This is a genomic window from Vogesella urethralis, from assembly GCF_007644045.2.
GTDB lineage: Bacteria > Pseudomonadota > Gammaproteobacteria > Burkholderiales > Chromobacteriaceae > Vogesella > Vogesella urethralis.
Map to the genome: position 1 here is coordinate 1 of NZ_VMDW02000078.1, position 279 is coordinate 279.

Sequence of the window (279 nt, forward strand, 5' to 3'; positions counted from 1 at the left end):
GGCGGTGGGCCGCAGCGTGTCGATGGCGTAGTTGTTGGAGTTGGTCGTGCCGCTACCGGCGTTACCGGCCGCGTCAGCCACGCCGCTGTTGGCCAGCGTGATGACGTTGCTGGTGGACGTCAGGTTGGCCGTCGGCGTGAAGGTGGCCGTCCAAGTAACGCCACCATCGCTGCTGCTGACCGCGCTCAAGGTGCCGTTGGCGATGGTGAGGTCGGCATTGGTAAAGCCGGTCACCGCTTCGCTGAAGGTGATGGTGACCTGGCTGGTCTCGCCCACGCT

At 65.6% G+C, this 279-nt stretch carries 1 protein-coding gene; it reads right to left on the minus strand.

The annotated features are described in order from the left end of the window. The coding region (locus FLQ03_RS08660) for an Ig-like domain-containing protein (RefSeq protein ID WP_144374150.1) at positions 1-279 on the minus strand (279 nt) is incomplete at both ends.